The organism is Vulcanococcus limneticus LL (assembly GCF_002252705.1).
Taxonomy (GTDB): Bacteria; Cyanobacteriota; Cyanobacteriia; order PCC-6307; family Cyanobiaceae; genus Vulcanococcus; species Vulcanococcus limneticus.
Map to the genome: position 1 here is coordinate 1 of NZ_NQLA01000030.1, position 25,218 is coordinate 25,218.

28 protein-coding genes are annotated in these 25,218 nt (G+C 65.3%); 12 read left to right on the forward strand and 16 right to left on the reverse strand.

Going from position 1 to position 25,218, the window contains the following annotated elements; all coding sequences use genetic code 11:
* Positions 1–174: 174 nt before the first annotated feature.
* From CJZ98_RS18335 to CJZ98_RS18340, 5 genes are all read left to right on the forward strand, one after another.
* Positions 175–690, forward strand: coding sequence for a hypothetical protein (locus CJZ98_RS18335; protein ID WP_157910964.1), 516 nt, complete (start codon positions 175–177; stop codon positions 688–690).
* Positions 691–3,516, forward strand: coding sequence for a DEAD/DEAH box helicase (locus tag CJZ98_RS11845; RefSeq protein WP_094591344.1), 2,826 nt, complete (start codon positions 691–693; stop codon positions 3,514–3,516).
* Positions 3,516–5,546, forward strand: a complete 2,031-nt coding sequence (gene pglZ / locus CJZ98_RS11850; protein WP_094591345.1) for a BREX-3 system phosphatase PglZ — start codon at positions 3,516–3,518, stop codon at positions 5,544–5,546. The genes CJZ98_RS11845 and pglZ overlap by 1 nt, the downstream gene beginning before the upstream one ends.
* Entirely contained in the window at positions 5,543–6,304 is a 762-nt protein-coding gene (locus CJZ98_RS11855) for a hypothetical protein (RefSeq protein WP_094591346.1), read from the forward strand. Before pglZ ends, CJZ98_RS11855 begins: the two co-directional genes overlap by 4 nt.
* Positions 6,305–6,401: 97 nt before the next feature.
* Positions 6,402–6,959 (forward strand): M48 family metalloprotease, encoded by a 558-nt coding sequence (locus tag CJZ98_RS18340; RefSeq protein WP_157910965.1) that lies wholly within the window; start codon positions 6,402–6,404, stop codon positions 6,957–6,959.
* A 207-nt stretch (positions 6,960–7,166) separates the two neighbouring features.
* Here CJZ98_RS18340 and CJZ98_RS18345 read toward each other — a convergent pair whose 3' ends face one another.
* Positions 7,167–7,835: an HNH endonuclease signature motif containing protein gene (locus tag CJZ98_RS18345; protein ID WP_157910966.1), complete on the reverse strand. Its 669-nt coding sequence runs from the start codon at positions 7,833–7,835 to the stop codon at positions 7,167–7,169.
* Positions 7,836–8,110: 275 nt separating this feature from the next.
* Between CJZ98_RS18345 and CJZ98_RS11865 the strand changes: the two genes are divergently transcribed.
* The gene (locus CJZ98_RS11865; protein ID WP_094591348.1) at positions 8,111–8,698 is read left to right on the forward strand and encodes a sigma-70 family RNA polymerase sigma factor; all 588 of its coding nucleotides are present in this window, start codon (positions 8,111–8,113) and stop codon (positions 8,696–8,698) included.
* Between the two features lie 12 nt (positions 8,699–8,710).
* On the opposite strand, the gene CJZ98_RS11870 is transcribed toward CJZ98_RS11865, so the two are convergent.
* From CJZ98_RS11870 to CJZ98_RS11900, 7 genes are all read right to left on the reverse strand, one after another.
* Positions 8,711–8,905 carry a hypothetical protein gene (locus tag CJZ98_RS11870; protein ID WP_094591349.1) on the reverse strand — a complete coding sequence of 65 codons (195 nt, stop codon included), beginning with the start codon at positions 8,903–8,905 and terminating at the stop codon, positions 8,711–8,713.
* A 3-nt stretch (positions 8,906–8,908) separates the two neighbouring features.
* Positions 8,909–9,958: a hypothetical protein gene (locus tag CJZ98_RS11875; RefSeq protein WP_157910967.1), complete on the reverse strand. Its 1,050-nt coding sequence runs from the start codon at positions 9,956–9,958 to the stop codon at positions 8,909–8,911.
* Between the two features lie 12 nt (positions 9,959–9,970).
* Complete coding sequence (locus CJZ98_RS11880) at positions 9,971–10,651, reverse strand: hypothetical protein (RefSeq protein WP_157910968.1); 681 nt, start codon at positions 10,649–10,651, stop codon at positions 9,971–9,973.
* A 43-nt stretch (positions 10,652–10,694) separates the two neighbouring features.
* The gene (locus CJZ98_RS11885; protein ID WP_094591352.1) at positions 10,695–10,937 is read right to left on the reverse strand and encodes a hypothetical protein; all 243 of its coding nucleotides are present in this window, start codon (positions 10,935–10,937) and stop codon (positions 10,695–10,697) included.
* Between the two features lie 80 nt (positions 10,938–11,017).
* The gene (locus CJZ98_RS11890; protein ID WP_157910969.1) at positions 11,018–11,704 is read right to left on the reverse strand and encodes a hypothetical protein; all 687 of its coding nucleotides are present in this window, start codon (positions 11,702–11,704) and stop codon (positions 11,018–11,020) included.
* 10 nt (positions 11,705–11,714) lie between these two features.
* A complete protein-coding gene (locus CJZ98_RS11895) occupies positions 11,715–12,149 on the reverse strand; it encodes a hypothetical protein (protein WP_094591354.1) in 435 nt (144 codons plus the stop codon).
* 79 nt (positions 12,150–12,228) lie between these two features.
* Positions 12,229–13,137, reverse strand: coding sequence for a major capsid protein (locus CJZ98_RS11900; RefSeq protein ID WP_037980005.1), 909 nt, complete (start codon positions 13,135–13,137; stop codon positions 12,229–12,231).
* Between the two features lie 260 nt (positions 13,138–13,397).
* On the opposite strand from CJZ98_RS11900, the gene CJZ98_RS11905 reads away from it, so the two are divergent.
* The 5 genes from CJZ98_RS11905 to CJZ98_RS11925 all read left to right on the forward strand — a co-directional run bounded on the left by CJZ98_RS11905 (position 13,398) and on the right by CJZ98_RS11925 (position 15,916).
* Positions 13,398–13,598, forward strand: a complete 201-nt coding sequence (locus CJZ98_RS11905) for a hypothetical protein (RefSeq protein WP_094591355.1) — start codon at positions 13,398–13,400, stop codon at positions 13,596–13,598.
* A gap of 97 nt (positions 13,599–13,695) precedes the next feature.
* The gene (locus CJZ98_RS11910; protein ID WP_094591356.1) at positions 13,696–14,439 is read left to right on the forward strand and encodes a L,D-transpeptidase; all 744 of its coding nucleotides are present in this window, start codon (positions 13,696–13,698) and stop codon (positions 14,437–14,439) included.
* A gap of 54 nt (positions 14,440–14,493) precedes the next feature.
* Positions 14,494–14,760, forward strand: coding sequence for a hypothetical protein (locus tag CJZ98_RS11915; protein WP_094591357.1), 267 nt, complete (start codon positions 14,494–14,496; stop codon positions 14,758–14,760).
* Positions 14,761–14,875: 115 nt separating this feature from the next.
* A complete protein-coding gene (locus tag CJZ98_RS11920; RefSeq protein WP_094591358.1) occupies positions 14,876–15,214 on the forward strand; it encodes a hypothetical protein in 339 nt (112 codons plus the stop codon).
* Positions 15,215–15,739: 525 nt separating this feature from the next.
* Positions 15,740–15,916, forward strand: coding sequence for a hypothetical protein (locus tag CJZ98_RS11925; protein WP_232756433.1), 177 nt, complete (start codon positions 15,740–15,742; stop codon positions 15,914–15,916).
* Positions 15,917–16,349: 433 nt separating this feature from the next.
* Here the strand turns inward: CJZ98_RS11925 and CJZ98_RS11930 are convergent, their stop codons facing one another.
* From CJZ98_RS11930 to CJZ98_RS11950, 5 genes are all read right to left on the reverse strand, one after another.
* The gene (locus tag CJZ98_RS11930) at positions 16,350–16,637 is read right to left on the reverse strand and encodes a hypothetical protein (RefSeq protein ID WP_094591359.1); all 288 of its coding nucleotides are present in this window, start codon (positions 16,635–16,637) and stop codon (positions 16,350–16,352) included.
* A 21-nt stretch (positions 16,638–16,658) separates the two neighbouring features.
* On the reverse strand, positions 16,659–17,615 hold the full coding sequence (locus tag CJZ98_RS11935) for a hypothetical protein (protein ID WP_094591360.1): 957 nt from the start codon (positions 17,613–17,615) through the stop codon (positions 16,659–16,661).
* A gap of 69 nt (positions 17,616–17,684) precedes the next feature.
* The gene (locus tag CJZ98_RS11940; RefSeq protein WP_094591361.1) at positions 17,685–18,854 is read right to left on the reverse strand and encodes a LysM peptidoglycan-binding domain-containing protein; all 1,170 of its coding nucleotides are present in this window, start codon (positions 18,852–18,854) and stop codon (positions 17,685–17,687) included.
* Positions 18,855–18,857: 3 nt separating this feature from the next.
* Positions 18,858–19,355, reverse strand: a complete 498-nt coding sequence (locus CJZ98_RS11945) for a hypothetical protein (protein ID WP_157910970.1) — start codon at positions 19,353–19,355, stop codon at positions 18,858–18,860.
* Between the two features lie 16 nt (positions 19,356–19,371).
* Entirely contained in the window at positions 19,372–20,961 is a 1,590-nt protein-coding gene (locus tag CJZ98_RS11950) for a DUF4055 domain-containing protein (RefSeq protein WP_094591363.1), read from the reverse strand.
* A gap of 296 nt (positions 20,962–21,257) precedes the next feature.
* On the opposite strand from CJZ98_RS11950, the gene CJZ98_RS11955 reads away from it, so the two are divergent.
* Entirely contained in the window at positions 21,258–22,244 is a 987-nt protein-coding gene (locus CJZ98_RS11955; RefSeq protein ID WP_094591364.1) for a phage exclusion protein Lit family protein, read from the forward strand.
* 111 nt (positions 22,245–22,355) lie between these two features.
* On the opposite strand, the gene CJZ98_RS11960 is transcribed toward CJZ98_RS11955, so the two are convergent.
* Genes CJZ98_RS11960 through CJZ98_RS11970 form a run of 3 tightly spaced genes read right to left on the reverse strand, consistent with a single transcriptional unit; the run spans position 22,356 to position 25,215 of the window.
* Positions 22,356–23,051: a sigma-70 family RNA polymerase sigma factor gene (locus tag CJZ98_RS11960; RefSeq protein WP_232756434.1), complete on the reverse strand. Its 696-nt coding sequence runs from the start codon at positions 23,049–23,051 to the stop codon at positions 22,356–22,358.
* 2 nt (positions 23,052–23,053) lie between these two features.
* Positions 23,054–24,697, reverse strand: coding sequence for a phage terminase large subunit family protein (locus tag CJZ98_RS11965; RefSeq protein WP_094591366.1), 1,644 nt, complete (start codon positions 24,695–24,697; stop codon positions 23,054–23,056).
* Positions 24,694–25,215, reverse strand: coding sequence for a hypothetical protein (locus tag CJZ98_RS11970; protein WP_094591383.1), 522 nt, complete (start codon positions 25,213–25,215; stop codon positions 24,694–24,696). The genes CJZ98_RS11965 and CJZ98_RS11970 overlap by 4 nt, the downstream gene beginning before the upstream one ends.
* Between the last annotated feature and the right edge of the window lie 3 nt (positions 25,216–25,218).

The window sequence follows — 25,218 nt, forward strand, 5'->3', positions numbered from 1 at the left end:
GTCAGCTGTGGAGCCGATCGCCTGAGGTGCGCGGCCCACCCCAGCTACGCCGGGGTGGGAGTGCCGGGGGAATTACACCACTGAAGGGGACGCCAGCCTGACCGAAAGCCCCATAGCGAAAGCAATGACCTCACTTTACGACCGTGAAATAGCCCGATCGCTTCAGGGGATTTCATGAGCACCCTGATCGAAAAAGAGCTCAGTTTCACATTCCCAGACGAGTGGAACGCCGAACACTTTGATGCACCAGGGCGGCCATCTATCGATCACTTTCAGCCAGTCGACTTTGTTGTCGAGTTCCCTCGACGGACCCTGTTCATCGAGGTCAAGGATCCATCAGCAAGCAAGGCCCCAGAGAGTGAGCGACAAGCCTTTGTCAAAAAAATGCAGACCAAGGAGCTGACGCATACCCAGCTTGTTCCAAAGGCCCGAACTTCTTGGTCTTTCCTCCGCTTGATGAAGCGAGCCGAAAAGCCAATTACCTACATTGTAGTTGTCGGCGCTGACAGCTTGCGTGTAGATCCACCTCTTTGGTTAAATCTCACAGAAAGGCTCAAGGCGAGGCTGCAGCAGGAGATTGATGTTCCCTGGCCACATCAGTATGTCGATCAGTGCATTGTCATTCCTGCGGCTGACTTATCCAGGCATCTGCCTGGAGTAACCGTCCAGCGTCTTGCCGCTACTCCCTAGATGAGCTTTAAGGCCGGCGACTGGTGTCACTCGCTGGATCACGGCGAGCCCTGCCGGGTGATCGCTGTGGAAGACCTCTGGGGTATCCCTACCGCCCAGGTCTGGCTGTCCCGCCGGGACGCGGTGGTCCGGCTGCCGGTTGAGAGGCTGCAGACCCTGGAGCAGGCCAGCCCCACCAGCCTTGAGCAGCTCAGCTTTGTGGCCGCGGCAGCTCGCATCCTCGATGCCTTTGAGCACGACGCCCTGGTCGCACCGCTGGAGGGTTCCGTCATCCCCCTGCCGCACCAGCTCCAGGCGCTGCAGCGCGCCATGGCAGGAGATCGGGTCCGCTATCTCCTCGCCGATGAGGTTGGCCTGGGCAAAACCATCGAAGCGGGCCTGATCATTCGTGAGCTCAAGGTCCGCGGCCTGGCCAAGCGGGTTCTTGTGGTGGCTCCAGCGGGCCTGGTCAGCCAGTGGGTCAGCGAGCTCGACACCCACTTCAACGAAACCTTTCATCTTGTTCAGCCCGGCAACTTCGCCGCCTGGCGCCAGCTGCTCGGGGTCGGCCCCCAAGAGAATCTCTGGAAGCAGCACAACCAGGTGGTCTGCACCCTCGATTCGGTCAAACCGATGGAGGCCCGCCGGGGCTGGAGTGCGGAGCAGGTGGCTCGCTACAACCGCGAGCGCTTCGACGACCTGATTAACGCGGGTTGGGATCTCGTAGTGATCGACGAGGCCCATCGCCTCGGCGGCTCCACAGAAACCGTGGCCCGCTTCCGTCTTGGTGAAGGGCTCGCCCAGGCCTCTCCCTACCTGCTGCTCCTCTCCGCCACCCCGCACCAGGGCAAGACCGATGCCTTCCGCCGCCTGCTCGGCTTCCTCGATCCCGACGCTCTCCCCGACGACAGCTCGGTCACCCGGGAGAACGTCGCCCCCTACGTGATCCGCACCGAAAAGCGCCGGGCCATCAACGACAAGGGAGAGCCCCTGTTTCAGCCGCGCCACACCCAGATCGTTTCCGTCGCCTGGGACAGCGCCCGACTGGAGCAGCGGGTGCTCTACGACGCCGTCACCGAGTACGTGCGCGAGGGCTACAACCAGGCCCTGCGTGACAAGCAGCCCGCCGTTGGCTTCCTGATGATCCTGATGCAGCGGCTGGTCACCTCCAGTACCGCTGCCATCCGCACCGCCCTGGAGCGGCGCCTGCAGGTGTTGGAGCTGCCCACCGGCCAGCTCACACTCTTTGGGGAAGACGTCGGTGAGGACTGGGCGGAGCTGGAGGGCCAGGAGCAGCTCGAAACTCTGCTGAACAGCCGCCTCAAGGAGCTCAAAAACGAACGGGCCGAGGTGGAGCTGCTGCTCTCCGCTGCCCGCCGCTGTGAGGCCCGGGGGATCGACGTCAAAGCTCAGGCCCTGCTCGACACGATCCAGCAGCTCCAACGAGACGAAAACGATCCGGCCCTCAAGGTGCTGCTGTTCACCGAGTTCGTGCCCACCCAGCAGATGCTGGCGGAGGTCTTGGAGCAGCGTGGTTATCCGGTCGTGGTGCTCAACGGCTCCATGAACCTGGAGGAGCGCAAGAGCGCCCAGCGGTCTTTCGCCAACGAGGCCCAGATCCTGATCTCCACCGATGCCGGCGGCGAGGGCCTGAACCTGCAGTTCTGCCACGTGATCATCAACTACGACCTGCCCTGGAATCCGATGAAGCTGGAGCAGCGCATCGGTCGGGTTGATCGCATCGGCCAGTCCCATGTGGTGCGGGCTCTCAATTTCGCCCTGGAAGACACCGTTGAGCTGCGGGTTCGTGAGGTGCTGGAGGAAAAGCTGGAGCGGATCCTGCAGGAGTTCGGCGTCGACAAGCTCTCCGATGTGCTCGATTCGGAAGAAAACGGCATCGACTTCCAACAGCTCTATGTCAATGCCGTTCTGACGCCAGAAGAGGCAGAAGCGCGGGCAGCGGCGCTCGCGGAGGCGATCCGCGCCCGGGCCCTATCCGCCCATGAAGGGGCCTCCTTGCTCTCCAGCTCCGAGGAGCTCGATCCCCAAGCCGCCCAGCGCGTGGCCGGCCACCTGATGCCCTTCTGGACCGAGCGCATGACCCTCTCCTGGCTGCAAACCCAGGCTGAGGCCGGTGGGCAGGTGCGGCCCAACCCTGCTGGTGGGCTGGATCTGGACTGGCCGGATGGCCACCGCGACCTCAGGGCCACCTTCAGCCGGCAGAACGCCAAAGAGGCTGGCCTGCTCCACCTAAGCCTTGAGGAGCCGAGGCTGCGCGCCCTCACGGCAGCCTTGCCCCCCAGGGCCCCGGGCATGACCGTGCCGGTTCTGCACCTTCCAGAACTCGCCGGCAAGGTGTCTGGGATCTGGTCGCTCTGGCGCGTGGCGGTGCAGACCAGCGAGGGCCGCAGCCAGCGCCTGCTCCCGCTGTTCCTCTCCACCGAAGGCAAGCTGCTGGAGCCCACGGCCCGGCTGATCTGGGAGAGGCTGATCAGCCTTGATGGCGAGCTGCAGCTCCTTGCTGAGACTCAGCTCTCGCCTGCAGAGGCCGCCCAGGCCTACGACCGCAGTCAGCAGCAGGCCCAGCAGCAGGGCAGGCCCCTCTTCGATGAGCTCCAGGCCAAACACCAGCAGAGGCTGGAGCGTGAGCGCCGCAAGCAGGAGCTGGCCTTCGCGGCCCGGCAGCGCGCGATCGAGCAGCTCGGCCTGCCCCAGGTTCGTGACTTCCGCCGCGCCCAGCTGGAGCAAGAGGAGCAGCAGTGGCGGCAGGAGTTTCAGCGGCGCCAGGAGACCCTGCCTTCCCTGACCCTGCTGCAGCTGGTGTCCCTGGCCCCCACTTCAGCCTGATGGGACAACTGGGCCCGGTTTCGAGTTGGCGCCAGCCGGTGCTGGAGTGCTTCACCAGCGAGAGCGCCACCGCGAGTCGGCTCACGGTGGTCAACGATCCCGACCAGCTGTTCGCCGAACCGGTCCTGCGCACTGTGCTTTCTGAGCGGGGCTATGAGCTGCTGGCCTACGAGGACCCCGTCGCCTTTCGCTACCTGTTCGAGCATCGCTGCCGGCCGCGCTGGGAGGCAGGAGAGCTGCTGCATGTCGTTGTCGTGAACGGAGGCGAAGCCTCGGCCCGCACCGTTCTCCCTTACGACCTCCTTTCAGAAGCCCGCGCCACCCAGCGCGAGTTCAGCTTCAGCCTGCCCAGCCTTTTCCCCAGCCTCGACCCCAACGTTCTCTCCGAGCTCGAGCCCAGCCAGTTCGATGCGCTGAGTGAGGCCCTGCAGCGGGCGAACCCCGGTCAGCTGGGGGCGAACGCCACCCAGGACTTCCTTCTCAACCACCTCTACGAGGTGGTGCCTGGCCAGATCCGGCAGCCTGCCGACCTGCTGCGTCTTCTGCTGCGGCGCCATCTTCGTCAGCAACAACTTCCGCCGCTGCTCGATCAGCGTCTGCTTGAGCAGCTCTGCCTTCAGAAGCAGTGGCGGGAGTGGCCCCTGGAGCGCCTGCTGCCCAACCGGGCGGCCTTCTTCTCCTTCCTTCAGGAACGCTGGCCCCTGTTTCTGCAGGCCAGGGGGTGTGCAGTGGTGCCCGGGCGTGAGCTGCCTGCTCTGCAGCTCCCCGGGCCCGAGCTCCTGCCCTTTGACCACGACGACATCAGGGTCTTCATCGACAACCTCTTCGCCGAGGGTCTGCTGGAGCCCACCACAGCGATTGCTACCGACGAGGTGCCGGCGGACTGGATGCGTCTCGGTGTGGTGGGCAAACAGGACGAGAACGCAGCCCTCCGGCTGGAGCGTCTTCTGCCGCTGCTGGAGGAGGCGCTACCGGATGCGGCCGCCAACCACGAGGACTGGGAGCTGTTCGCCCTTCGCTGGGCTGAGGCCCAGGTGCTGCAAACGGAGCTCAGTGGCTCCCTCAGCCCGGAGGTCAGCTCCCAGCTCGATCGGCTGCAGCTGGCCCTGGAGGAGGGGTTCGGGAGCTGGATGCTTCAGCGCTACAGCGCGTTGTCGACGCTGCCGGCCCTCCCCAGGCCCATCACCCTCGACAAGGTCGCCCACTTCCTAGCTCACCAGCAGGTCAGCGGCTTAAAGCGGCTCGCGCTCGTGGTTGTCGATGGTCTCGCCCTCGATCAATGGCTGTTGCTGCGCGACTCCCTTGACGGGCTCGATCTCAAGGAGAGCGTCTGCTGGGCCTGGGTGCCCACGATTACCTCCGTCTCCCGGCAAACGATCTTCGCGGCAGAGGCACCGATGTTCTTCCCTCAAAGCATTGGCACCACCAACAAGGAGCCCAAGCACTGGGAGCGCTTCTGGGGGGACCAGGGTCTGCTGGGTCCGGCTGTGGCCTACGTCAGGCAGGGGTCGCAGGAGGCCGATAGCGAGCTGCTGGAGAAAGTCAAGGAATTCGCCTGCCGCCCCAGCTGCCGGGCGCTGGGCATCGTCGTCGGCAAGGTCGATGAAATGCTCCACGGCGTAGTCACCGGCCTGGGTGGGCTACACGCCCAGGTGCGCCAGTGGAGCCAGCAGGGTGCCTTCCGCGCCTTGATCGATTCGCTGCTGGAGCAGGGCTTCACCGTCTATGTCACCGCAGATCACGGCAACGTTGCTGCCAAGGGGATCGGTCGGCCCAACGTGGGCACCGTGCCCGAGGAAAAAGGGGAGCGGGCCTGGGTGTTCCGCGACGACGTTCTGCGGGCGCAGGTGCAGCAGGCTCTGCCAAGCGCTCTCCTGTGGCCTGGTCCCGGACTGCCAGCTGACTATTCCGTGTTGCTGCCCCGCGGGGTCGATGCCTTTCTCGCCCAGGGCAAGGAAACCCTCGGCCATGGAGGCATCGCACTGGAAGAGGTCCTGGTTCCCTTCGTGCGCATCCAGGAGCCCGCATGAACAGGCGCAAAACCATTGGCTTTGATCGGCGTCTGGCGCTCGACTGGCTGGAGGCCACAGCCAGCCGGGTGGCGGCAGGTGACTCCCTGGAAGAACTGAGGGCCGGAATGTGGGAGTACCTCGAAGGCAAGGTGAGCGGGGACAAGTTCAACAGCGATCGTGGCAAGACCATGACCGTGCTCACCAGGATCTGGGCCAAGGTTCCACCCGCTGTTGATCCCCTGAAGACCCGGGCGGTAGCCGCCTTTCAGACATCAAAAGCGCGTGAGCATCTCGCCCTGCATTGGGCCATGGCGATCGCCAGCTATCCCATCTTCTCCGATGTCGCCGCAACGGCAGGGCGCCTGCTCACGCTGCAGGACTCCTTCTCGCTCGCCCAGCTCACCAACCGGATGGTGGCGCAATGGTCCGAGCGTCCAGTGCTGGTGAAGTCCACGCAGCGGATCATCCGTTCGCTTGTGGACTGGGGAGCTCTTGCAGACACCGAGACCAGAGGCGTTTATGGACGAGCTCCAAAGGCTCTGCCCATCTCCAAAGAGATTGCACTACTACTCTGCGAGGCGCTCCTGCTCGATAATGAGCATCATTCCCTGCCTGCCAACCAGCTTCTGGATCATCCAGCCTTATTCCCTTTCACTCACTCACTAACCATGGCAGGCCTCAGAGAAGAGCCCGTCTTCGACGTTCATCGCCAAGGGGTCGATGGTGACATGATTGAGCTTCGACACCCGCAAGCGAGTAATATCATGCCCGAGTGATAATGCAAGTCACAAAGAATATTAACCGGCTTGCAAGTGTCAATCCGAGAACTGTGCGCCTGTCAAATTTTATTCATATCACATTGAGCTTGATGCGATGGTCCTAGCCCGCAAGGAGCCAGCCGGCTATCCAGAACTCAGCTTTCTAGAGTTTGACGTGCTGGAACTTCTTGCTGACATCCAGGTCGAGATGGGGCTGACCAGCGCAGAACCTGCAACACTTAGCCTTCAATCAATAGAAACACTGGCCTGCATTTATCATGGCCCCGGGAAGGCAGGAGGCAATATCTACCTCCACTCACTATTCAACCGTTCTGACGTACCACAGCCAGTGATCGAACACGTGCTCCGGCATGAGTTGCTTCACCTCAAGATCCCCGCCCGCGTGATTGATGGAAAGAGAATAGATCATCCGCCCGAATTCTGGGAAGCCGAAGCGAAGCTTGTGCCATGGAAGTCAGCTTCCTGGGCATGGATGTACACAGCCTTCTGGGATGCACTTAAGGTTGATCGCGATAACGAGTGCATCTGGATTAAAAAAAACTGGAAGCGCCTGCAGCGCCATCCCTATCCAAGCTGGCAAGCGATCCTTGATGACACCAAGCTCTTTGAAGAAAAAGAGGAAGAGATCAAAGGTCTCATGCAGGGAATTTAAGTACTACGGCTGATGCTCATTCTCATCTACCCGCTTTTGCTTGGCGCTTCCAAGAAGACCGAAAACCAGGAACCACCAGGGCCAACAACTGCCTCTCGGCCATAAGGGTGTCGATGCACATGCTCGCAGTTCCAGGCGGAATCTTCGTAATCGATCAATTTGATCAAGACCCAGTCGCCCACACCTTCCTTCGTGGCCATATCACATCTATTCGATAGACAGCGGAGCCACTTCTGCAGACTGTGCCTGCTCGAGAAGCCTGCACCCTTTCCTCGCATTTTCAGATGCCCCGATAATACGCAGATTGGAAGGATGATGAAGGCCTCCTTTGGCGAGCGGAGTGATGTGATCAACGTGGTACTTGATGAACCCAGCCGCTTGATTCCGTTGATCCCGATCCCCGTAGATATCCTGGATCTTCGCTTTTTCCTGCTGGTTCAAATCTGGCGTTTGCTCAAGGAGTCGCTGCTTTCTTCTCTGCAGGTAAATAGCCGATTTATGCCGGTTGGCTTCGTACACTGCCTCCGGCGGCGGGCAAGCCAGGCCTTCCAGGCCGAGTGCGGGCCGTTTCAGTGACCAAAGCTCCTGGCGCAGCTGTTTTGAGCACCACTGGTGATACCGAGTATCGCCGTGGAGGTCGATTACGTCTCTAAATCTGCTTACGACATAAATAAAGTCATCCCCAAGATGTGCACCTGTCCACTGAGTCCAGCACCTTGCTAGGTAGCGCTCTTTGCTCCTTACCCAGATGAACAGGGTGGGAAGCTCAAGATCTTCTTCTCCTTTGGCTGGCCCCCGTCTGGCGTATGTGCAGTCGCCTGGCTTTGTAACTAGCCCGCGGTCGTTCGACTGAATAACGCGGAACTTCAAATCCATGGCGGCTGGAGCACTAACCCGCTGCTGCTGCACCCAGCAGCCTATGGGCGGTGGAGCTGGTAGGCCAGGCAAGCCGGGATAAGGGGATTTGCTCAAGGTTCTCGGGCCCCGCAGCTGCGGAAGGAATTGGCTTGCCATCAGGCCGTCAAACACCCACCTGAATCCCTCGTCCAGTCCTCGCGCTGCGTCAAGGATCTAGCCAGGCGCCCCGTTGGGGCGTCCTTGTCAAAGCGCTGCGGCTGGCCGTTGGGGGTGGGGTTCTCTGCCGTCCCCAGATGGCTGCCCCGCTTTCCCGCTCTGCTCTCCGTGCCCGCGATGCCCTGGTGCTGGAGCACCTCTCCCTGGCTGATGCCGTTGCCTCAGCTGTAGCCCGCCGCTTCTTCCCTTTGGTCGAGCGGGAGGATCTGATCCAGGTAGCTAGAGAAGCCCTGCTCCACTCTGTCCTGCGCTGCAAAGCAGGTGAGCCAGCTGAGCCCTATCTGCGCCGCTGCATCTCAGGTGCCCTGCAGCATCACCTGCGCGATCGGGTGCGGCTGGTGCGCATCCCACGCCGGCTGCATGAGCAGGGTCAGTGCCCCCTGGGTCACATCAGCCTTGATGGCCACGGCGATGGCGAGCCGTGCCTGCTCGATCAGCTGGCCAGCCCAGAGCAAGAAGCAGCCGGTCCCGCTGATGATCTGGCGCTGGAGCAGCTAGTAGATCAGCTGCCGGCAGCTCAAGCCACGGCCCTGCGGCTCACCATCCTCGAGGGCCTCTCGCTCCGGCAGGCGGCAGAGCAGCTGCAAATCAGCGCCATGTCGGTGCAGCGGGCCCAGAAGAAGGCTCTTGAGGCTCTGCGGCTGCAATTGGTGGGGGCGGGCTGAGGCCCCCTTGGCTCATGCCTGCTCGAAGACCAGCGTGGAGAGCGGCCACCAACCGCTGCCGCCCTCGTCGTAAGCCAGCTCCACCATCGGATCGGCGTCACTGCTGTCTCCCCCAAGGCTCAGCACCGTGGCGCCGCTGTCTGGGCTGATCAGATCGCGCCAGCAGCGAGAGCCAATCACTGGCAGGGGTGCCTTGGTGTCAGTCATGGTTCAGGGGCTCACCATCACCCGGTTGCCAGCGCCGCTGTTGCTCACAGCCACAAACTGACGCCGCTGGGGTGACCAGCACAGCGAGCGCCAGCCCAAATCAGCCGGGGAACTGCGCGTGGTCCAGCTGATGCCATCGGCGCTGGTCATGATCCGGTTGCCGGTGCCGCTGCTACTCACCGCCACCAACAGCTCCCGCTGCGGCGCCCAGCAAAGGGAGGTCCAGGCGTTGTCGGCCGCCGAGCTGCGGCTGCTCCAACTGATCCCATCCGGGGAGGTCATCACCCGGTTGCCCTTGCCGCTGCTGCTCAGCGCCACCAGCAGGCCCAGCTCTGCTGCCCAGCAGATCGCTGTCCAGTTGTTGGCTGCAGCAGCTATCCGCAGGGTCCAGTTGCGGCCATCGCTTGAGGTCATCACCCGCTGGTTGCCGCCGGTGCTGCTCACCGACACCACCAGGCCCAGCTGCGTGGCCCAACAGATGGAGCGCCACTCCTGATCTGCCGCAGCCGGGCCGGCTGTCCAGGTGATGCCATCGCTGCTGGTCATCACCCGGTTGCCCGTGCCGCTGCTGGCGACCGCCAGCAACAGGCCCAGCTCTGGTGCCCAGCAGACCCCGGTCCAGTTGTTGTTTGCCGGCGTCTGGCGCAGGGTCCAGCTGCGGCCATCCGGTGAGGTCATCACTCGATTGCCAATGCCGCTGTCGCTGACGGCGACGAACAGCCCTAGCTCGGCGGCCCAGCAGAGAGCTACCCAGTTCTGGTCCGCCGCTGATGGTTGGGGGCTCCAGCGGATGCCATCGCTTGAGGTCATCACCCGGTTGCCCGTGCCGCTACCCGCTACGCAGGCGTAGACCCCAAGCTCCGGCGACCAGCAGATCGACTGCCAGCTGTTGTCCGCCGCCGAGCGCACGGTTGACCAAACCACGCCGCTGATTCCCAGCACTGGCGGCAGGTTCAGCAGTTCCGCCAGAGCTGCCGCCTGTAGCTGATAGGTGCCGGCGGCAGGGCCCGTGGGGCGGGTGATCGCCAGCAGGTCGCCTGGTTGGAGGGTCATCAGCTGCGGCAATCAGGGCAGGGCCGGCAAGGTGCTCAGATCCAGGGGCATGTAGTCGCCGGCCGGCTGGGCAGTGGCCATTGCTTCCTTGAGGGCTGCTGCATCGACGGCGGCGCCTTCGGTGCCGGCGGTGAGGTCCTCGGCAGCCGCTAGGCGCAGCACGCCTGCAGCGGCGGTGGATGCAGGCTCAACGCTGAGCAGCGGTTGGGCGGGATCGCTCTCATCAATGGCCAGCGGTGCGGCTACCTGGATGCGGATCACGCCGGCGCCATCGGGGCCCAACGCGGCGTTGGCACTCCAGCTGCTGCCGTCAAACAGCAGCAGATCCCCCTGGGCGATCTCCGCTCCGTCGATGCCGGTCCAGCTCGCCAGGGCAATGCCGGAGCTGCTGGCCAGGTACACATCCCCGACTGCAGCGCCTGCCGGGGCCTCACTTGTGGTGGGGTCGATCGCACCTCGGTAGGTGAGGGCACCGGAGATGGCGGCATGGAGGGTGCCGTCGCTGTCCACGCTGAGGTTGGTGCCCGGTTTGATCGCACCGATTGCCACTGCCGTGGCGGGGCTGAGCATGAACGCCTTGACCTCATCAGCTGTGGCCCGGTAGGGCGTGCTGCCGCGCTGCACCAGCAGCAGGTCGCTGGGCTGGGGCAGGGAGCGGCCGGCGGTGGTGTGGCTCTCGGTTGTGGTGGCCATGGCGATCAGCAATGAAAAAGGGTTGGGAGATCAGAGCTCGGGGTCAAGGCGGCAGGGGGCTGAGCAGGCGCAGGTCCAGAGCAAGCACCACCACCCCGTCGCTTGAGGCAGCACTCACCAACGGCGCCAGAGCTTGCACCGAACTGACACCGCCGGCTGGGGGCGGTTCAGGGTTGCCGCCGTCCTGCAGCTGGGCCTGGCCCAGGAAGATCACTCCCTGGGGCCGACTGCTGCTGCGGCACTGGGCCGTCAGCTCGGCCAGCACAGCCGGATCGGGAGTGGCCATCGGCGCCAGGGCAGTGCTGCTGAGCTGTTGCCAGCCCCCAGCCAGGAATGCGCTGGCCGGGGCAGCACTGGCTGCTGTGATCAGAGCAGGGCATCCCCCAGCTCCAGGGCAGCGAGATCTGCCGCATCGTTAGTGCCCTCGTTGCTGCCGCTGGCCTGGGCTTCCAGCGCCATCGCGTGCTCCACCAGCTCGGCCTTGGTCTGGCTGCCATCGAGCTCCACGCCGTAGACGGTGGAGCAGAACTCGACGATCTGGGCCTTGGTCATGGCCTGGAAGTCGGTGGGCTCAGAAGCCAACAGGGCCTCGCCACCATCGGTGGTGGTCTCCAGCGGGTTGTCGGTAGGAGTGGGCTCATCGGGTGTCGGGGCGGGATCCGGCGCTTCCGGTTGCTCGGGCTCGAGGTCCAGCGCATCCGCCAGCTCCGGTTCCGGCGCGTTGTCCCCGGAGTCCACCGGGACCGGCTCATCGCCGCCGCTGGCGGGGTTGAGCAGCTGCCAGCCCAGGGCCTGCCAGCCGGCCAGGTGCACCGGCCAGATCGAGCGGGTGACGCCATCCTTGCCGATCAGCAGCTGGCTGGGTGGTAGCCAGGAACTGTCGTCGTCTCCGCCCATCACTCCGGGGTCGGGGGTGACGAGCGGCCTTTGCTCCGGGCCCGAGAGGCGAACAGGCGTGGAGGCGGGGTTGTTGCTGTCGAGAGGCTGCAGCAGCTGCAGCGGCAGGGCTTCTGCTCCCGCCGCCATGTTGAGGGTGTCGAGGGGATTGCTCATGGCGCTCACCTCACAGCCCCTGGTTGGCGGTGAGCGCCACGGTCATCCCGGCAGGCGTGGCGGGAGAGACCATCGCCCGCGCCAGCCGCAGGCAGGGCGGGGTGATCAGCGCGCTGTCGACCGGGTTGATCAGCAGCGCGGCGCCGCTGATGATCGCCTCCACCTTGCCGCCAGCGGCGGGGATGGCGACGGCGGCCGCGGTGATCCAGCTGCCGGCGTTGCCATCAGCCAGCAGCGGCGCCAGCTCCAGGGTCACCGTCACCGCCTCGCTGTGGCCGGGGTGGGATGCCACGAGCACAAAAGAGCTGGTGGCATCGAGGTCGGTGCCGAGGTTCACCACATCACCGCTGCTGCGGGTGTGTTCGTAGCAGTCAGTGGCCGAATGGTTGATCCAGCCGACGAGCACCGTCTGGGCGTCGAGCAGCCGAGTGGATTGAGAAGTCATGGAAGGGTCTCCAGAACAAAAAACAGGGGGAAATGATCTGTTGTGCCGCCAGGGTCTTGCGGAGCTGATCAAACGCCGCTCAGGGCAGCACCAGCGGCATCGGGGCGACGTTGAACAGGCGTGCGGCGGCCTTGCGGTTGCACACCGCAAAGCCCACGTACCAATCCACCCGCGTCCGGAACACCGGCGCGTCGTGCACCTCCCCGAAGTCCCGCACCGAGATGCCGTAGCGCCCCTCGAACGGGCCCTGCAGGCCGCACACCGCCGCATCACCGAGCACGCAGCAGTAGATCGAGGTGGTGTCTCCCGGTTCGTCGTAGCCGAGCACCGCGTTGCCCTCGGCGTCCTCCTCCACCAGCAGGATCTCGATCCCCTCGAAATAGTGGCGGCCGTCAATCACCTCGTAGAGGTCGCCGCCGGCCTGACGGGAGGCGGTGCTGATCTGGCGGCGGGCGGCCTTGCTGGCGATCAGCACCTTGTCGCCGCCGTAGCCGATCACGCTGTCGGTCAGCGCCTCCAGCGCCAGCAGGTTGAGGGTGCTGCCGCCGTTGTCGATCGTCTGGTCCTCACCCGGCACCAGACGCTTGCTCAACCCGTTGAAGGCCCGCGGGTCAAAGGTGTCGTCGCCGTTGATGATCGCCGCCTCCAGGGTGAGGCGCATCGAGCGCACCTTCATCTCGGTCTGGGCGGCGCGGGCCTCGGGGCCCTGCAGGTCCACGATCGAGCGGTCCACATCCAGATCACCGCCGAACAGGTGCACGAACTCCGAATCGGAGTTGATGACCCCGTAGCTCTGGCGGTAGCCCTCGTTCACAGCCCGGAAGCCCACGCGGGGGAGTTTCGTTTCAGCCGGAAAGCTCAGCGAGCCGCCCACGAGGTTGCGGAAGGGCAGGCGGCGCAGCAGCTCCCCCTCCGCAAAGGTCTTGAGCACCGCCAGCTGTTCAGCGCGGCGGGCGTATTTCTGCGCCTCGATCAAGGTCAGGCCCAAGGGCACGCTCCCGGGGCCTCGCCCCAGTGACAACAGCAGCTGTTGCCAGGTGACCCACGCCCCAACCACCGAGAAGACAGAACCGTGGTGGCCCAGCTCCTGGTGGATCGGCTACGCGCAGCCCTCCTCATGGTCCGGGCGGCCTCAAGGGCTGCGCGAGTCAGCCGGACTGGTGCGTTGGCTGCGCTGCGCTCCGCATTGCAGAGGGGGCTGCCCCTTGACCCCGCCCGGCCTGCTTCGGGGTCTCCGCTACGCCTGCCATGGCTTCCGCATCCCGCACCCGCGCCTTCCAGCTCCTGAGCTCCCGCACCCTGGAGCTGCTCTGGGAAGAGGCCTCGGCCCACCGCCCTGCTCCTCTGGAGCGGCTGGAGCAGCTCTGCGCTGATCTGCTCTTTGAGCGCCAGGTGGCCACGCCAGCTTCGGTGCCGGTCTGGTGCCCCGAGAGCGAGCTGCCCTTCTGAGGGGGCGGCCCCGGCTGCGGCTGCGGCGCTCTCTTGTTGCCCGCAGCCGGCGGCCCCCAAGCGACCACTGGCAACAGGGCTCAGCAGCACCACGCCCATGGCCAGCCCCATGACCCCCGAGCGGTTCCACGACCGCTTTGAAGCGTTCCGCGGTGAACCCCAGCAGGTCTCCGGCGTCTGGAACCTTCATGCCGCGATCCAGTCACTGCCCGGCAGCGAGGTCGTCCTCGATGAGCAGGCCCCCTGGGCGCTCACCTTCAGCCAGAAACCCGCTGCGCCCCCGGCACCAGCAGTCCCCAGCGGCGGCCTCGATCCGCGCGGCTCAGAGGAAGCCGGGATGGCCGGCCCGCAGCTGGCAGCTCCCGTCCAGCCCGGGGATTCCTACCTGCTGGTGAATGACCGGGACCAGGACATGGAGGCCTACGACCACACCGGGGCCTTCCTCTGGAAGATCCCCTGCCTGGCCCGCGGCCAGGGGAGCGACACCGACTGGGCCCAGAACAGCACCGACACTCCGCCCGGCCTCTACAAGCTCGGCCAGCTCTACCCCGACTACGAACAGAACCCCAACCCGCCCTGCTCCGATACCGCCATGGGCTACGGCTGGTATTCCTTCGACATGGAGGAGCTCGAGGGTCAGGAGGCCGCCCACGGCCGGGCCGGGATCATGCTCCACGGCGGCGGCTCGGCCTGTGGCTGGCCCGGCGCCTGGGCACCGCAGCAACCCCTGCACCCCACCCTCGGTTGCGTTCGCCTGCACAACGCCGATCTGCGCGACAAGGTGCTGCCCCTCTACCGGCAGGGCACCGTCTATGTGGGGGTCTTCCAGGAAAAAAAGTGACGACCGGACTGGTGCTGCCACCGGCTGGGGCCTGATCGCGAGGGAAGAGCAGCGATGGACTCAGGCCCACTGGCCCGACCGCCCAAGCCGCCGTTCGACCGCGAGCGGTTCGTCTTCAAGATCCTGGCAGTTGTGATCGGCACTCAGCTGCTGATCTATTCCCTCGCCGCTGGCGTCTGCGGCCAGCGGGCACTCGATGGCCGCCCTGTCGGCCAGATCTGCCCCGGCACGCTGGAGCAGCTGCAGGGCGGCTTTGATTCCACCCTCAAACTGCTGCTGGCTCTGCTGGGTGGAGCAGCGCTGACGCGGATGGACCGGTAACGCCTGGGAGCGGAAGGAGTGCTTGCTCCGGGCCTCTCCAGTCTGAGGCCCGTCCTGCGGTCGGGCCTCCGCTGGGATCGGTCCCGTCGCTGCGCCGCTCTTGGCGCCGATCGTCATGGCCACGCTCTCATCTGCCGCTTCTCCGTTCTGCAGGCCTGAGGAAGATCCATTCCTGCTGCTGGAGTCCTGCGGCAAAGCCATCGAATCAATCCTGCGGGGCCATGCCGGCCAGCCGCTGCGGCGCACCTGGATTGATCGGCCCTATGGAGAAGAGGAGATCTCCCGGCTGGAGGAAGAGGTGCTGCCAGCAATTCAGCTGTGCCTGGCGCGGGTGGATGAGATCGATAGCGCCCTAGAGGCAGAAGCCCAGCTGAGCTACCGCCAGCAGGTGGAGGCAGAAGCCGCGTTGCGGCGGGGTGGGCTCCAGTGCAGTAGGTGCATGCCGGTCGTCTGATGCTGCGGGGGCCCTGGGCCCCCATTCGGCCTACGCCGTTCCGCCTCTCGCGCCTGCTCGGGCTCCGCGACTCCGGCCAGGGGATGTGAGGACCGCAGTAAGGGGCCGCCACCAGAGATTGCCCTGCCACCAGCCAGACCGGGACCTGTGCCCAGGCCACAGAGAAACGGCGGCTGGGGTGCTGCAGAGCGGGCAGCCAGGGCGCCGCTGCGCGGTAGGCCGCATCAGTCGTGACGGGAGCAACTGGGACGGACCTCGATCCCAGGAGAGCCAGCACCTCTGGTCGCCTGTCGCGGTGAGAAATCAGCACGGCACTTGCACCGTTGCCAATGGAGGCTGGCTGGCTGGGCGGAGCGAAACCCCTCCGCAGCATGCCCCTGCGGCTTGCGCTGGCCAGGGCTGACGCAAGGCTCGCTGGGCTCGCCCCTGGCCAGCACTGCGCCTGCGGGGCGTCTGGTCGGTGTTCTCCGCTCCACCCCAGCCATGGCCACTCCCTAAGGCCCCGTCTGCGAAGTCCGCCTGCTTGTGGTTCACCGCTATCCGCCAGGAGTTCAGAAGCTCGGCACCACTCCCTGTGAGGTCGAGTTCTTTGGCCGCCGCGGCAAGCCCGTCAAGAAGATGCGGCTGATCCCTGCCGAGAAGGCATTCGCCTTTGCCCGCAGGCTGCAGGGCACCCCCGGCTGCACCGTCTCGGTCTGCTGAGCCAGGGGGCTCGGGCCCGGCTGCCGGTTGGTGGCCGGGCCCCAAATCCCCATGCAGGTAAAGCTCATGGAACCCGTGAGCAGGAGAGTGGAAGAGCAGTCAGCAGCCGCTTGCTTCAGCTTTCTTGGCCTGGGTTGTGGTGCATCAGATACCTGGCGGCCACAAACCGCGAACGCTGGCCAGCTCTGCTGAGGCTGGAATTGGCGCGATGGATTTCCTGCTCCGTCGCGCGGGTTGTGTAGAGCGCTGAGCCGGTATCCCGATGAAGAAGCACGTAGTCGCTGGCCTCCGGGGCGGCGGACATGGGCATCACGGGACAGCGGCAGGAAGCGCTGAGCCGCAGCAAAGCGGAGCAGCGCTGCCGGTGCCAGATCCGATCCACGGATGTTGCAGATCGGCTTGCTGCATGACGTCCTGCTGATTGATGGCTGGGTCAGCCACGGGCACCCAGCCACCGCCGATAACGGCTGCGCTGCCGCCTTGCCCTGGCTTTGGATCGAGCACTGCCGAACTGGGGGCTGGAGCCGTCGCGCCGCCGCCGCACCCAGGTTCCCTTCCTGATCAAGCCGGCGTCTTGGGGATTGGCTCGGCGAGCGGCCACGATCGCCCCATAGCCCCGTTTCTGCTGGCGTCTAGCACGGGAACGGGCCTGGCTGGCGCTGGCGGCCGGCACCACCGTGGCGGTGGAGCGGTTGCGCCAGAACACCAGATACCAGGCCATCTCGTTCTCCCGGCGGGGTCATCAGCGCCGCGGTGCAGCCGCCCTGGGCGTGGTGCCCTTGACGGCCTCCAGGTAGAGCTCGGCGGTGCTCAGTGTCTGGAGGTTCACCGCGCCGCCGTGCTCGTGACCGCTCTCCGGCACTGCGGCGGAATAGAGGCCACTGCGCTGCTGGAACAGGAAGCTGTACACCGGGTGGCGGCGCAACTCCTCCATGTAGTCGCCATCGCTCAGGGCCACGCCATCGGCGGTGAGGGGCTGGCCCTTGCCGTCCACTGGCAGCAGCCGCTCGCGACCGTCCACCTCCCCCAGCTGGAAGTGGCCGCCGCACAGCGTCACGAAGGTGTCAAAGAACGTCCCCCGTTCATCACCGCCCACCCGGCCTTCCGCCTCGGAGAAGAGGCGCTCCAGCAAGCGTTCCTTGCGCAGGTTCTGCACCTGGGAGCGGGCCTCGTCCCGTTCCTTTTCAACGCTGCGCACGCGGCGCAGGTTGGCCTCATTGAGCTGGCGTTCGCGCTCGCCCACCTGGCGCTCGAACTCCTCGCGCTTGCGCTCGGCGTCCTGCAGGCGGGCGTACTCGTCCGGGTTGATCTCCGAGAAGCGCGACAGCTGGGCGCGGGCCTTGCGGAGCTCTTTTTCGAGCTGGTTGCTGCGGCGGCGTTCGGCGCGCAAGGGATCAGCACTGCTGGGAGCAGCGGCAGGGGGGTCGTCGTTGTCGCCGCTGCCGCTGGCACCTGGGTCCTGGGGCAGGGAAAGGTCGAGGGTGTCGTCGCCGTCGGCAGCATCCAGGCCCGCGTCAGCAGCGCCGTCGCTGTCGAGCTGGTCGGGGTCGGCGGCAGGTTGGACAGAGCCAGCAGAGCCCTGGTTGGGCTGTTGCTGGTGCTGGCTGTAGCTCCGCCACGGAGCAGCCGGGGCCAGGGGGGCTGGAGCAGTGCCGCTGTTGGCGCTGCTGGAATCAGAGGAGAAGAAGGAGGAGGGCATCACCCATCACGGCTGTGGTGCTGCGGGCGCCCCGTCCGGGCTGCGCTCGCTCTTCCTGTTGCCAGCTCCTCAAAAGCCCTGCTCAGGCAGCTCATCCAGCACGGGAGCAGAGCGCCGGGCCGGCAGGTAGATCCACTCCCCCGCTGGTAGCTGGGTTGAGGGCAGATAACCCGGCACCAGCAGTTGCGTCCCCGCAGGAATAGGGGTTGTGGAGCGATAGACGGGCAGCAGCAGGGTGGTGCCAGCCGGCAGCGGTTCCTCGCTGGGCCAACTGCTCAGCTCCGGGTTGAACTGGCGCAGCAGAGAGAGGCTGAGGTTCTGCTCGGCTGCCACGCTGCTGAGCGTGTCGCCTTCGGCGCTGATGTAGGTCTCGCTCTGCTGCAGCACCGGGTTGAGGCTGCGCAGCTTGGTTTCGGTGGTGCCATGGCGGCCAGCCAGCACGGCCAGCGAATCCCCCTCGACTGCGGTGATCGTCTGGGTGCTCTCTAGCTGGGGGTTGATTCGCCGCAGCGTGGCCACGGTGGTGCCGTAGCGCTCGGCGATCAGGTTCAAGGTGTCGCCATCCCTGAGCACCAGCACGCTGTGGGGTCTGAGCACCAGCTGGATCGCTTCCCCCAGCAGCGGCTGCAGAAGCAGGCCGATGCCACCGGGGCCGTAGTCCGCCCCGAAGTGCATCACCTGGCAGCCGGCGAACTGGGCCCGTCCCCCCGAGGGCAGTCCGCCCTGCGGCTGGAGCAGGGCCAAGTCCCCCAGCCACATCACCCCCTGGCAGGGGGCCTGCACCGTGCCCAGCAACGACGGATCCCAAGGCAACGGAGCCTCCTCGCGGAAGCCCGGCGTGGCCCAGGCCTGTTCAGCCGCCAGCCAGTCAAAGGTGTTGCTGGTGCTCACCGGCAGGATCGCCGCGCGGCAGAGGTAACCGCGCAGCAGCACATCCCCCGGGTCGGTGAGGGCGGTGTCGTTGTAGCCGCTGACGATGCCGCTCTGCTCCAGGAAGCAGTCGATCACGTGGCGGCGGATCGGAATGGGGTTGCGGCTCTCGGGCCGGTCCACCTCGAACAGGCAGAGGCGGGCGTTGGCGTAGGGCTGCAAGGCCAACCAGAGAGGCGCGACAGCCTGCTGGGCCACCTTGCTGTCGATCGCCGGGGTGGCTGCAGGAAGAGACACCAGCTGGCCCCACAGCGGAGCACCCCGCAGGGGGTTGAGGCCCTGGTTCAGCGGCGAGAGGGGCTGCTCCATCGCTCAGCCCCGCACCAGTGATCCACAGAAAGGGTCGGGGTTGCACTGGCGCCAGTTCTGCAGCCGCGGCAGCAGCAGTGCCAGCTGGCCGATGTGCTGGCTGCGCTGTTTTCCCAGCACCACCGCCGGCGAGGGGCCCGCAGGGTTCCACTCGCTCTCGGTTTCCTCCAGCAGCAGCTCGGTGGCGTACTCCACCACCGCCAACTTGCTCAGGGGCAGCGGGTTGGGCACCACGCCACCGGCCACGCCCTTGCGCCGGCTGTGCACCGGACTGTTCACCTCCGCCGGCGTCAGCGCCGCCAGCTGCTCATTCAGCGCCGCGATGGAATCGAGGTGGGCCTGGGCGGTGCACACCCCCGTGGGGTAGTGGGTCTGCAGCTGCGCCATCTCCCGGTTCAACGCCGCCAGGGCAAAACTGGTGACCGGAATCGAGAGAGCGATGCGCAGGGCCTCGGCATCACCGGGGCGCCAGGTGCAGGTGGGCGGGGAGGGCTGGGTCATGCCCTCCGTTGCCAGCTCAGCCGCCACTACCCCCGTTGGGCTCGCCCAGCCCCAGCTGCTGGCGCAGCTCGGCCCCATCGATCACCCCCCGCTCATGCAGCACCAGCCACTCCTGCACCGAGGGCTGGGGTTTGCGCGGTGGTTGGGGCGGCACCAGCGGGCAGATCTCCACACTGCAGGCCGGCGCGTCCGCCAGCTTTTCGCCGGTGAGGCGGGTCCACTGGCGCAGCAGGGTGCTGAGCATCGAGCTCTTCTGGCCCGCCAGCGACTGCAGCACCGCAAAGCTCTGGCCGGCAGTCAGGGAAATCTCCAGCTCGGTGCGGGCGGGACCGTGGCCGCCGGCGGGGATCAGGGCATCGCGGCGCATCGCCTCCTCCAGCTGCTGCAGATAGGCCCGGTGCTCCGCTAGCGATCGGGCTTCTATTTCCACCCACTGGAACGTGGCGCCCTCGGGCAGGTCCATGAAGGAGGAGGTGGAGAGCACCAGGCGCTGGGGGCGCTGGCCTTCTGCCCCACCGGTGCCTGCTCCCGAACCCAGGGCGCCATCACTGCGGCGGAAGCCGTAGGCATCGACCAGCCCCGTGCGTACCCCTACCGGCAGGGCGGTGCGGGAAAGGAGATCTTCGTATTCGCTGCGGCAGCGGTAGTGGTTGAGGTACTGGTGGGCCAGGCCCAGGTGGGGCAGATCGCCCTCGCCGAAGGCAGTGCCATCCACCGAGTACCAGAGGGCCGGCAGGTCAAAGCGCTGGGGCATCCGTTCCGGCTCACCCACCGGCACCACGTCGTAACCATCGACGGTGCCGGGGTTGGGGTTGGCCTGCCAGCTGCGCAGCACCAGTCCGTCATCGGTGACCGAGAGGCTGCGGTACAGCCAGGCCGCCGGATCCGGTACCAGCCCGCCGTGGGCATCGATCACCACCGTGGGCACGGCGGCATTGCCGCTGGCAAACCGGGGCGGCAGGGCCTGCCGACGTGGCTCCCGCCAGACGATCTCCACCGGCCCCGACGCTGGGGCGCCTGTGGCGCCATCGGTGGGCAGGCGCCAGTTGAGCAGGTCTCCCCGGGGTACTAGCTGCAGCCGCGGCAGGGAGAGCCGGTCACCCTTGGCGAGGGCCTCCAGCCGGTCGCCTTCTGAGGGCCAGCGGTGTTGGGGCGGCAGCTGCAGGATCAGGCAGCCGCCATCCCGCAGGGTGAGCAGGTCGGCCAGGAACAGGAACACCCCCAGGTCTGTGCCCTGGCCATCCACATCGGTGGCCACCCGGCTCAGGGAGTCGGGCAGCTCCTGCCAGGCCAGCCGCGACAGCATCCCGGCGTAGGTGCGCAGGGCGTCGCGGTAGAAGCCCGTCGGCCGGGCTGCCTCCAGCCGCTTGAGGTGGCAGGTCTCGGGCTCCTCGATGCCCCTGGGCAGATAGACAGGCCGACGGCTGGTGCCGTCAGGCAGCTCCAGCAGGGTCCAGCAGTCGTAGACCAGCTGCAGGCGGTCCCGCAGGCCGGAGAGGGTGGGGTGTTCCAGCCAGGGGGACTCAGCAGGAGCAATTAGTTGCGTCTCTGATGGGCAGGCGGGGCTGCTGGAGGTGGCTGTCCTGCGGCGGCGGGTGGTGGGCACTGGCTACTGGTGGGGTCAGAGCCATTGCCAGAGGCCGTGATTGGCAGCGGGAAGGCTATGCAGGATCTGCATGGTTCCAGTCAGATCATCCAGGCAAGCTGGTCACATGCCGTGGGAGTTCTGAGCTCTTATCAGGGTTCCCAGAAGATCCAGGCGGGATGGGCTCCCTGCTTAGCATTGACAGCAGCACAGCGGGTTTAGACTTCAACTCGCAATGGCTTCGGGTTCTTATTCGGGTCACAAATTGTCTGACTATATTTTAGCAAGGATCAGCCTACTTAGCATCAGGCAGGCCAATGCAAGCGTTCATCCCGCTGCTTTCATTTCCAATTTGCGTTTCATGGGAAGAGATCATGACAACGTCTAGATTCACTGCCAAAGAAGGGAGGGACTACTGGCTTAATATCATGATTTCATGTGCACCTGAGCGGGAGGATGAAATACGGGGTTTATGGCATAAATACAGTCCAGCAGTCGAAATCGAAAATAGCAACGCAAGCAGGCTCACTGCTTCGCCAAAGGGATTAAGAATTGACATTAAGACGCCAGAGGTCTACTGGCTTATTGTATTTACAGGCTGGAAGGCGCTTGAAATATACGGCCCCTTAGTTGCCTATTCATCAATAAGTGGGATGCCCATCGCTGAAGTTCTAGCACGTGATTCGGAGCTGCAATGCATGGAGCATGACTACAGAGCCTGCATGCGCACTGCCCATGAATACAAAAATTCTCGGGATGTAAATTCGATCCCTTGGCCGCCAGATATACCAAAGCCGTCAGAGAACAGATTTATGATTGACGACGCCCAATACAGATTTACATTTGATCTTGCCTGCTCTGCTTTGGGCTTCACGCTGTTCCATGAGTTTTATCATATTGTCTTGCTAAGTGAGGGTCGCTGTCCAAATGACATCCGAGAGGAAGAGATGCTGTGCGATGTTTGGGCTCGCAATTTCCTTACGGCTAAAGTTTCGGAGTACGCTGCGCCAAGGCAGCTTGATTTCAATCAAGTACTAGAGCGACGGTCAATGGGAGCCGTACTTTCTGCCCTGATCATCTTTGAGATGACTCCGAGCTGGGCTCATGGTGGCACGAAAGAGTATTTTTCAGTTCGTGATCGCATTACCGCACTCTTTTCCAATACTTCATTGCCAACTGGCTGTCATTTTTGGAACTTTGCATCTGCCGTTCTAATCGGAATGTGCAGGAGCAAGAGTATTCAGTTTGCGCCTCCCCCCATGACCGCTAAAGCACTTGCAGAGCACTTGTTACAGCTTATTTAACTTTTGGTTCTGGCAGTCATTACAAAGCGGCATGTCTAGCATCAAGATGCAGAAGACGTGAGCACAAGTTGCTGTCTTGGCTGAGACCTCGTTCGCTTTTGATCTTGGCGTTCAATCAATAGGAAAAGCAACTACCCGAACTGAGCATGCATCGACGATCCCAATCCACTGCTCGCGGCTGATCCCTATTCGCTTCAGCATCACGTCTACAGCCACTCCTGAGGTGAGTAGACGCTGCCCCCGCGCATGGATCTCCCGCCAGGTAGGCGGCACCTTCAGCAGGAAGCCGTTGTCGCGCAGAAAGTGCGTGATCTCCCCATTGGCGTAGGTGCGCCCATAGGGGCGGAATGGCCCCCGTGAGGGGTCATACCGGCGCGCCGCTTTGATCAGCCCGATCATCGCCAGCTGCAGCAGATCCTCCTTGGGATGGACAGTGCGCCGAGCGAAGTTGCCGGCGATCTTCTCCGCCAGGTCCATGTGCTGTAGCGCCAGGGCATCGGCCGCGGCATAGGGCCGCACCGGGCGCTGCCGCCGCGGCCTGCAACGCACGGGTTGCTGACCCTGGATTCGGGGCAGGTGGTTTGCCGACACCAGCAGGTTGATCTCCAGCTGCTGCGCCCGGGCATGGCATGCCGGCCGGCGGTAACGCCGTTGCCGCAGCATCCGCTCCACGCCGGCGGCATCGCCCACCAGCACCACGGAGATCGGCAGGACCAGCTGCACCACAACTGCTGCCGGCTCAGCAGCCCCTGAGTTCGCCAGCGGGGAGGGACTGGGACATTCCCGCACCGCGGAGACCATCGGCATGCTCACCGGCTCACCAGCAGTGGCGTCACCACCGGCTGGATTCCCTGGTCCTTCCAGTAGCGCCCCTCCAGCCACAGGGCGCCGTGGCAGAAAGCATCCACCAGGTCCTTGCTGCCCTTGGGGAAGCGGATCGCCTCTTCCACCAGTGGCTGGGCGCGGTGATGGAAACGGATCTGGCCCGCCTCCACCAGTGGGGCCACGGCATGGGCGCGGGTTTCCTTGCTGCCTCGGGCGGTGATCGGCAGCATCCCCGGCACCCGCCGCCGCAGCGTCTGCAGCACCGCCGGGCCGTTGGCGGCGTCCTCGATCAGCACGGCATTGGGCCGCAGGCCCTGCTGCTCCAGCGCTTCCAGGCAGCCCAGCAGGAAGCGGATCACCTCCGGCAGGCCAAAGCGGTGCCGGGCCGCCCAGAGCACCTCGATCTCCAGCTCCTTCGGGACCATCGGCCCCTGAGATTCACCCGATCGGGGGATGGCAGAGCGGGCCGGTGGTGCCAGCAGGCCCACCAGGCAGAAGCCGCAGTAGTCGCTCTCTGCCTCCCCCTTGAAGCTCAGGTCACAGGAGAGAGCGAGCAGGGCGTAGTGGCGCAGGCTGCCGTCATCGCGGGGGAAGGGCGGCCGGATCCACTGCCGCAGGAAGATTGAGCCCGATGCCGGGCTTGGCCGCTGCTGGTACAGCGCCGCCCACCAGTAGGCCCCCAGGCGGGCGCGGATCTTGAGCAGTTCCGGCAGGGGGAACCGCTCAGGGCACAGGGCTTCTCCTGGCTGGCGCCAGTCGGGGATCAGGGTGCAGGTGGGCGGCAGCTGGGGCCGTTCGCCTGGCTCTTCCGCGATAGCCGGCAGGTCCAGCACGGTCCAGTTCTGGGGGGCCTCGCCCAGCTCCTGCTCCAGCAGCCAGCCGATCACGTCCTGGTGGTCCCAGCGGGTGAGTACCACCACCTGAGCCGAGAGGTTCGGCTGGGCGTTGCCGTCCGGCCCCAGCACCGACGCGGGCTCAGCGCGGGTGAGCCAGACCGAACGCAGCCAGTCGATCAGCTTCTGCCGCAGCGCCGGGCTGGCGGCATCACCGGGGCCCTTGTAGGGGTCGTCGATGATTCCCAGGCTGTAGCCCTTGCCCGTGAACGGGCCATCCACACCGGCAGCGATACACCCGCCCCGCTGGCGGGTCAGCCAGTTGCCCACAGCCGCCGAATCGCGCGCCAGCAGATGGCCGGTCACCCGGTAGAAGTGGCGGGCTTCTCGGGAGTGGGCATAGGCCAGCTCCGCCGAATAGGAAGCGATCGCCGCGAAGAGATGCGGGTAGCGCTGCAGGAAGTAGGCCGGGAACAGCTTGGACACCAGGAGGCTCTTCCCCAGCCGGGGAGGACAGGTCACGATCAGCCGGCTCAGTTGGCCATCGGCCACCTGCTGGAGCAGGTCGATCAGCACCTCAGCCCAGCGGTGGAAGCCGTAGCGGGGGTAGGCCTCGGCAATGAAGCTGCGCAGGCTCTGGGGTTCTGCCTGGATTGGGGTGCTGCTGGCCGGCAGGTGCAGCAGGCCGCTGTCTCCCCAGGGGTCGAGCTCGCTCAGCAGCAGGCCTCCTTCTGCAGGGGCCTGTGGAGTGAGCCCCGGTGCCGGCAGCGTGGTGGCAGGGGTGGACACCCTCATGTCCGTGGCTCCGGCGGCTTGATCGGTGCCCGCAGCAGGCCACCGATCTCGGCGATCACTCGGAAGGCGCCGACGGCCGCCGAAAACTGCTCGGCGTCCATCGCCCGGCGGGCGCAGTCATTCAGCGCAAAAATCTGCTCGGCCTGGTGGCGGCGGCGGTCGGAGATCAGCTCCTCCACCATTCGCATCCGTGCCAGGTCGAGATAGCGATTGACCGTCTTGACGTTGCTCACCCCCCAGCTTTCGCCCGCTTTTGCCCTGATCTCCAGCAGCGGCAACCGTTGTGCAATCCACAGCTGGGCTTCTGCAATCCGCCGTTCCACCTCACCAGCCGTGGCCCTGGGGGTCTGGGCGTGATGGGGTGCCCGCCGCGGCGGGTTGGTCTGGCTGATCGGCCGGCTGGGATCCACCGCCACCGGTGCCCACACCGACTCACCATCGGCGTCCTGCTGATCGGGCGCTGATCGCAGCTCCTCCACCGGATCAGCTGCGGACTGGTTGGCAGCACGCAAAGGCATCAA

Bases quoted from the DNA above. Each gene is read 5' to 3' on its own strand.
- CJZ98_RS11955 (WP_094591364.1), top strand. From the start codon at position 21,258: ATGCAAGCGTTCATCCCGCTGCTTTCATTTCCAATTTGCGTTTCATGG.
- CJZ98_RS11855 (WP_094591346.1), top strand. From the start codon at position 5,543: ATGAACAGGCGCAAAACCATTGGCTTTGATCGGCGTCTGGCGCTCGAC.
- CJZ98_RS11940 (WP_094591361.1), bottom strand. From the start codon at position 18,854: ATGGAGCAGCCCCTCTCGCCGCTGAACCAGGGCCTCAACCCCCTGCGG.
- CJZ98_RS11965 (WP_094591366.1), bottom strand. From the start codon at position 24,697: ATGAGGGTGTCCACCCCTGCCACCACGCTGCCGGCACCGGGGCTCACT.
- CJZ98_RS11935 (WP_094591360.1), bottom strand. From the start codon at position 17,615: ATGCCCTCCTCCTTCTTCTCCTCTGATTCCAGCAGCGCCAACAGCGGC.
- CJZ98_RS11865 (WP_094591348.1), top strand. From the start codon at position 8,111: ATGGCTGCCCCGCTTTCCCGCTCTGCTCTCCGTGCCCGCGATGCCCTG.
- CJZ98_RS18340 (WP_157910965.1), top strand. From the start codon at position 6,402: ATGGTCCTAGCCCGCAAGGAGCCAGCCGGCTATCCAGAACTCAGCTTT.
- CJZ98_RS11880 (WP_157910968.1), bottom strand. From the start codon at position 10,651: ATGGCCACCACAACCGAGAGCCACACCACCGCCGGCCGCTCCCTGCCC.
- CJZ98_RS11890 (WP_157910969.1), bottom strand. From the start codon at position 11,704: ATGAGCAATCCCCTCGACACCCTCAACATGGCGGCGGGAGCAGAAGCC.
- CJZ98_RS11845 (WP_094591344.1), top strand. From the start codon at position 691: ATGAGCTTTAAGGCCGGCGACTGGTGTCACTCGCTGGATCACGGCGAG.
- CJZ98_RS11930 (WP_094591359.1), bottom strand. From the start codon at position 16,637: ATGGCCTGGTATCTGGTGTTCTGGCGCAACCGCTCCACCGCCACGGTG.
- CJZ98_RS11895 (WP_094591354.1), bottom strand. From the start codon at position 12,149: ATGACTTCTCAATCCACTCGGCTGCTCGACGCCCAGACGGTGCTCGTC.
- CJZ98_RS11920 (WP_094591358.1), top strand. From the start codon at position 14,876: ATGGCCACGCTCTCATCTGCCGCTTCTCCGTTCTGCAGGCCTGAGGAA.
- CJZ98_RS11970 (WP_094591383.1), bottom strand. From the start codon at position 25,215: ATGCCTTTGCGTGCTGCCAACCAGTCCGCAGCTGATCCGGTGGAGGAG.
- CJZ98_RS11905 (WP_094591355.1), top strand. From the start codon at position 13,398: ATGGCTTCCGCATCCCGCACCCGCGCCTTCCAGCTCCTGAGCTCCCGC.
- CJZ98_RS18335 (WP_157910964.1), top strand. From the start codon at position 175: ATGAGCACCCTGATCGAAAAAGAGCTCAGTTTCACATTCCCAGACGAG.
- CJZ98_RS11945 (WP_157910970.1), bottom strand. From the start codon at position 19,355: ATGACCCAGCCCTCCCCGCCCACCTGCACCTGGCGCCCCGGTGATGCC.
- CJZ98_RS11885 (WP_094591352.1), bottom strand. From the start codon at position 10,937: ATGGCCACTCCCGATCCGGCTGTGCTGGCCGAGCTGACGGCCCAGTGC.
- CJZ98_RS11910 (WP_094591356.1), top strand. From the start codon at position 13,696: ATGGCCAGCCCCATGACCCCCGAGCGGTTCCACGACCGCTTTGAAGCG.
- CJZ98_RS11915 (WP_094591357.1), top strand. From the start codon at position 14,494: ATGGACTCAGGCCCACTGGCCCGACCGCCCAAGCCGCCGTTCGACCGC.
- pglZ (WP_094591345.1), top strand. From the start codon at position 3,516: ATGGGACAACTGGGCCCGGTTTCGAGTTGGCGCCAGCCGGTGCTGGAG.
- CJZ98_RS11870 (WP_094591349.1), bottom strand. From the start codon at position 8,905: ATGACTGACACCAAGGCACCCCTGCCAGTGATTGGCTCTCGCTGCTGG.
- CJZ98_RS18345 (WP_157910966.1), bottom strand. From the start codon at position 7,835: ATGGATTTGAAGTTCCGCGTTATTCAGTCGAACGACCGCGGGCTAGTT.
- CJZ98_RS11875 (WP_157910967.1), bottom strand. From the start codon at position 9,958: ATGACCCTCCAACCAGGCGACCTGCTGGCGATCACCCGCCCCACGGGC.
- CJZ98_RS11960 (WP_232756434.1), bottom strand. From the start codon at position 23,051: ATGCCGATGGTCTCCGCGGTGCGGGAATGTCCCAGTCCCTCCCCGCTG.